General features: G+C 27.3%; 6 protein-coding genes. 5 read left to right on the plus strand and 1 reads right to left on the minus strand.

The window, feature by feature from the left end:
• The first annotated feature begins 13 nt into the window (after positions 1–13).
• A complete protein-coding gene (locus ACRCZX_RS00620) occupies positions 14–112 on the plus strand; it encodes an IS3 family transposase (RefSeq protein WP_438581022.1) in 99 nt (32 codons plus the stop codon).
• Positions 113–541: 429 nt separating this feature from the next.
• On the opposite strand, the gene ACRCZX_RS00625 is transcribed toward ACRCZX_RS00620, so the two are convergent.
• A complete protein-coding gene (locus ACRCZX_RS00625) occupies positions 542–688 on the minus strand; it encodes a hypothetical protein (protein ID WP_438581017.1) in 147 nt (48 codons plus the stop codon).
• Positions 689–842: 154 nt separating this feature from the next.
• Here ACRCZX_RS00625 and ACRCZX_RS00630 point away from each other — a divergent pair, with 154 nt between their 5' ends.
• The 4 genes from ACRCZX_RS00630 to ACRCZX_RS00645 all read left to right on the plus strand — a co-directional run bounded on the left by ACRCZX_RS00630 (position 843) and on the right by ACRCZX_RS00645 (position 3,929).
• Positions 843–1,037, plus strand: coding sequence for a hypothetical protein (locus ACRCZX_RS00630; RefSeq protein WP_438581018.1), 195 nt, complete (start codon positions 843–845; stop codon positions 1,035–1,037).
• Positions 1,038–1,052: 15 nt separating this feature from the next.
• Entirely contained in the window at positions 1,053–1,805 is a 753-nt protein-coding gene (locus ACRCZX_RS00635; RefSeq protein ID WP_438581019.1) for a ParA family protein, read from the plus strand.
• Between the two features lie 10 nt (positions 1,806–1,815).
• A complete protein-coding gene (locus ACRCZX_RS00640; RefSeq protein ID WP_438581020.1) occupies positions 1,816–2,685 on the plus strand; it encodes a ParB/RepB/Spo0J family partition protein in 870 nt (289 codons plus the stop codon).
• 359 nt (positions 2,686–3,044) lie between these two features.
• The gene (locus ACRCZX_RS00645) at positions 3,045–3,929 is read left to right on the plus strand and encodes a replication initiation protein (protein WP_438581021.1); all 885 of its coding nucleotides are present in this window, start codon (positions 3,045–3,047) and stop codon (positions 3,927–3,929) included.
• Positions 3,930–4,063: the final 134 nt, after the last annotated feature.

The following is a 4,063-nucleotide window of genomic DNA, read 5'->3' on the forward strand; positions in this document are numbered from 1 at the left end:
TATATCTGATTATATAAAATTTTATAATGAAGATAGGTTGCAAAAAAAATTAGGGAACTTAAGTCCCTTAACATATAGAGAAAATAATAAGCAAAAAAATGTTGATAATTAAGGTGTGCCCTTGACAGGGTACACATCAGTCCACCCCCGCCGCTCTTCCCCCCAAGCCCCCCTTCCGGCATCCCCCCATTATTGTACTCCCTTTTTGGGGGGACCGCTCTTGGGGGTGGCCAATGCCTTTCCCTCATTTTGCTCCCTCTGAGTAGAATCGGGCTTTTTTTTGCTGATTAGTAATATGAAAGTAAATATTTTATCAGCAAGCCCTCATAAGCACGGGGCCGCAACTTCGCACCCACAAAAGAATTCCCACCCTCCCTCTACTGCTATCTTGTCGGGACATTCCCATTTCTTCGCTAGTATGAAAGGCATATTATCTATAGAAGTCGTAAAAATTGCGGCGGTAATATAGTTCAATGTTCTTCAAACTACAATCTCCGCCTACAAAAAATAGAGATAATGCAAAATGCACTATCTCTATTTTTTATCTTTTTACAATTTTTATTTCTAATTTTTCACTATTTTTTTCATTGAACGATAAACTTTCAATTTTACAATCAAATTTTTCTAATTTTACTTTTAATTCTTCTGTAATTTTTTTAGTTATAACCATTTTTTCTAAAGTTGTCATAAGTTCTCCTTATTACTTTTATAAGTATATAATAACATTTTTCACTCTATAATTCTTATATTTTCGAAAAAGTTCGCTTAAAAAACCGATGAATATTCTTGACTATTCACTTTAAAAAAGATAATATATATTATCACGTACAGAGGAGAGTTAAATGGCAAAAAAATTAGGTGGAGCACGTCCTGGTGCTGGAAAAAAAAAGGTAATAATGGATCCAATTGATGTTAATACAAGAATTGAAAAAAGTGAGCTAGAACTTGTTGAAACTCTAGGAATTGGAAAAACAAAATCAGAAAAATTAAGATATGTCATTAAGTTAGGATTAGAAAGTTTATTAAAAAACAATTAGTTTATAGGAGGTATTTTGAAAGTTATTGCTGTTATAAATCAAAAAGGTGGAGAAGCTAAAACTACAACGGTTAGGAATTTAAGTTATATATTTTCTCAAAACAACAAAAAAGTGCTAACTATTGATATGGACGCTCAAGGAAATTTAACAACTAATTCTGGAATTTTAAAAAGAGAAGTAAATACAATTGTAGATGTTTTTACTGGATCAAAAAATATAAATGATGTTATTATTAATGTCCATAAGAACTTAGATCATATTCCTAACAATATGGAGATGTCAGATTTTTCTTTATTTTTAGAAAAAAGTGCAGGGTGGACAAAACTTTTAAAAGATTATATAAAAACGATTAAAAACGATTATGACTATATATTTATTGATTGTCCTCCTGCACTAGACTTTTGTACTTACAACTCTCTCGGAGCTGCAGATGAGGTTATTATAACGCTACAAGCAGAAGAAAATAGTGTTGAAGGTATTTCAGATTTAATTAGATCTATAAATATGATTCGAGAGCGAGATAATGAAAATTTAAATGTACTCGGAATTGCTATCACTAAGTTTAAAAAATCTACGAATTTACAAAATCAGTTCTACAATCTTTTAAAAAATCACTTTGGAGATTTAGTTTTTGAAACTGTAATCCGAGATAATATAAAAATTGCAGAAGCAAACTATAACCACAAATCTGTAGTTCAATTTGATAAAAATAGTAATGGAGCTAAAGATTATATAGCACTATCAATAGAGATACTAAACAGAATATAGGAGGAGCACGTTGAATAACAATCACTTAAACGGATTTGGAGAAATAAATAAACCAGCTCTTCAAAAAACTATTGTTGCAAAATATAGTGACTTTCAAAATATAACAGAAAACTTGTTCAAGTATATTGATTTTTCAGATAAAACATATATCAATAGATTAGATGATGAAAGTGTTATAACGAATGATGAAAATTTTCTAGGATTAATGGAATCTATAAAACAAATAGGCTTATTAAATCCAATTTATCTTTTCCAAAAAACTAAAAACGAATACATAATTATAAGTGGTTGGCGAAGGCTTTTAGCGTTAAAAGAAATCTATAAAAGTAATAAAAATATGATTTTTTCTCAAAAAGCAATTATTTTTAATAAAAATACACCGAATGAAGTTTTAGAAAATACATCAATTCATGAAAATACAAAAAGAAAAGATTTATCAATTCTAGAATTAAGTTACAAATTCAATAATTTAGCTAAAATTGATGGAATTGGTGTTGATGACTGTTTGAAAAAATTTAACATTGGAAAAACTCAGTTTCATGCAATAAAAAAAGCAATTAATTTTGATCCTTTTATAAAAGATTTTGTTTTAGAAACTGTTGGACCACTAAAATCTGACTATTTAAATAAAATTTTAGAAAAATTATTATTAGAAAATTCTGAAACTAGTGCTCATATTGTTATAAAAAACAGTATGAACAAAACAGTTGAAGAGCTAAAAACAACCCTAAAAAATTTAGAAGAAAACTCTGAAAAATCCCGAGAATTTTTCGAATATAAGTTTACTAAAAATGGAGCGACTTTTAAAATAAAAGAAACTATTTCAGAAGAAAATTGTAAAAAAATAGAAAATTATATTAAAAGATTACTAAAAAAGTAAAGTTTTTTCTAGACTTTGATTTTAAAGGGTTTTTAGAAGTGCGACGGACAAATATTAAGAGTATTCTGGCTTTGGACGGACAAATATTAAGAGTATTTTTCTAATAGTGCTATAACCTATTGATTTTATTGATCTAGATAGATGACGGACAAATATTAAGAGTATTTTTTTTCGCTGTTTTGGACGGACAAATATTAAGAGTATGACGGACAAATATTAAGAGTATGACGGACAAATATTAAGAGTATGACGGACAAATATTAAGAGTATTCTGTTAGTAGCCATTGATTTTATTGGCGATTGAGCACCCTAAAAGGTTTAAAAGGTTTAAAAGTATTTAAAAGGGAGAGTTGTAAAAAATGATAAAAGAAAAATCAGATTTATTTAAACCTAGTTTAGTTGTAACTAATTCAGTTCCTTTAACAGCTTTACAATTGGATTTATTTAATTATTTTTTAAAAAAAGCTTATTCAGAATTAGAGAAAAATATATTTCAATCAAGATTTATTTTTTCTTTAGAAGAAATTAGAAATAACTGTAATCCTAGAATAACTTCATACTCTAAATTATTAGCAGAAGTTGAAGATATATACAACAAAGAATTTAATTTCAACATACTTGGAAAAGATAAAAGTATTGAACAAAAAGTGAAATCAAGATTTATTCCAACAATAGTTCAAAAAAAAGATTCAACAGTAGAAATAATGTTAGAGCCTATTACTATTGATTCTTTTAGAATTATGATAGCTAAAAAACAAGGATTAGATTTTAATGAAACTAAAAACGAAGAGTTAAAAGTTTCTCCTTATGCTAAATTATCTTATACAGCTCATAAAAACTTAAAATTTTACCCTGCAAAAGTAATCTATGAAATAATCAAAGATTATGAAAATATTTCTGTTCCTGAAATCGAAATAAATAATTTTAAAATAATAACAGATACAGTCAATAAGTATGAAACTAGTTATAATTCTCTAGTTTTAAAAAAAGCTGAAAAATTATTAAATGAAGAATTTAATATTAACGTTAAAATTATAGGAGTAAAATCAGGTAGAAATTTAATTGCTGTAAAAATCGAGAGTGATTTAAATTTAATAAATGGAGTTAAAAGCGTTAAGCTAGAAGAGATTGAATCAGAGTTTCACGAATACTTAAAAGCTGGCGGTTTAGATCCTAAGGTTAATTATCCAAAAACTGTTTTAAGTGGATTTTTAAAATCTAAAAAATACGTATTAGTAAAATAAAAAAATCCCTGCGAATAATCCCGCAGGGATTCTTTTAATTCTTTTCTTTCTTACTTAGAAATTCTATTTGAGATTGATTAATTATCCTATGTTTAGGATATATCACTTCTCCACGTTCTTTAATTGAAGCTTTA

The sequence above is a fragment of the Cetobacterium sp. genome (assembly GCF_051658645.1).
Taxonomy (GTDB): Bacteria; Fusobacteriota; Fusobacteriia; order Fusobacteriales; family Fusobacteriaceae; genus Cetobacterium_A.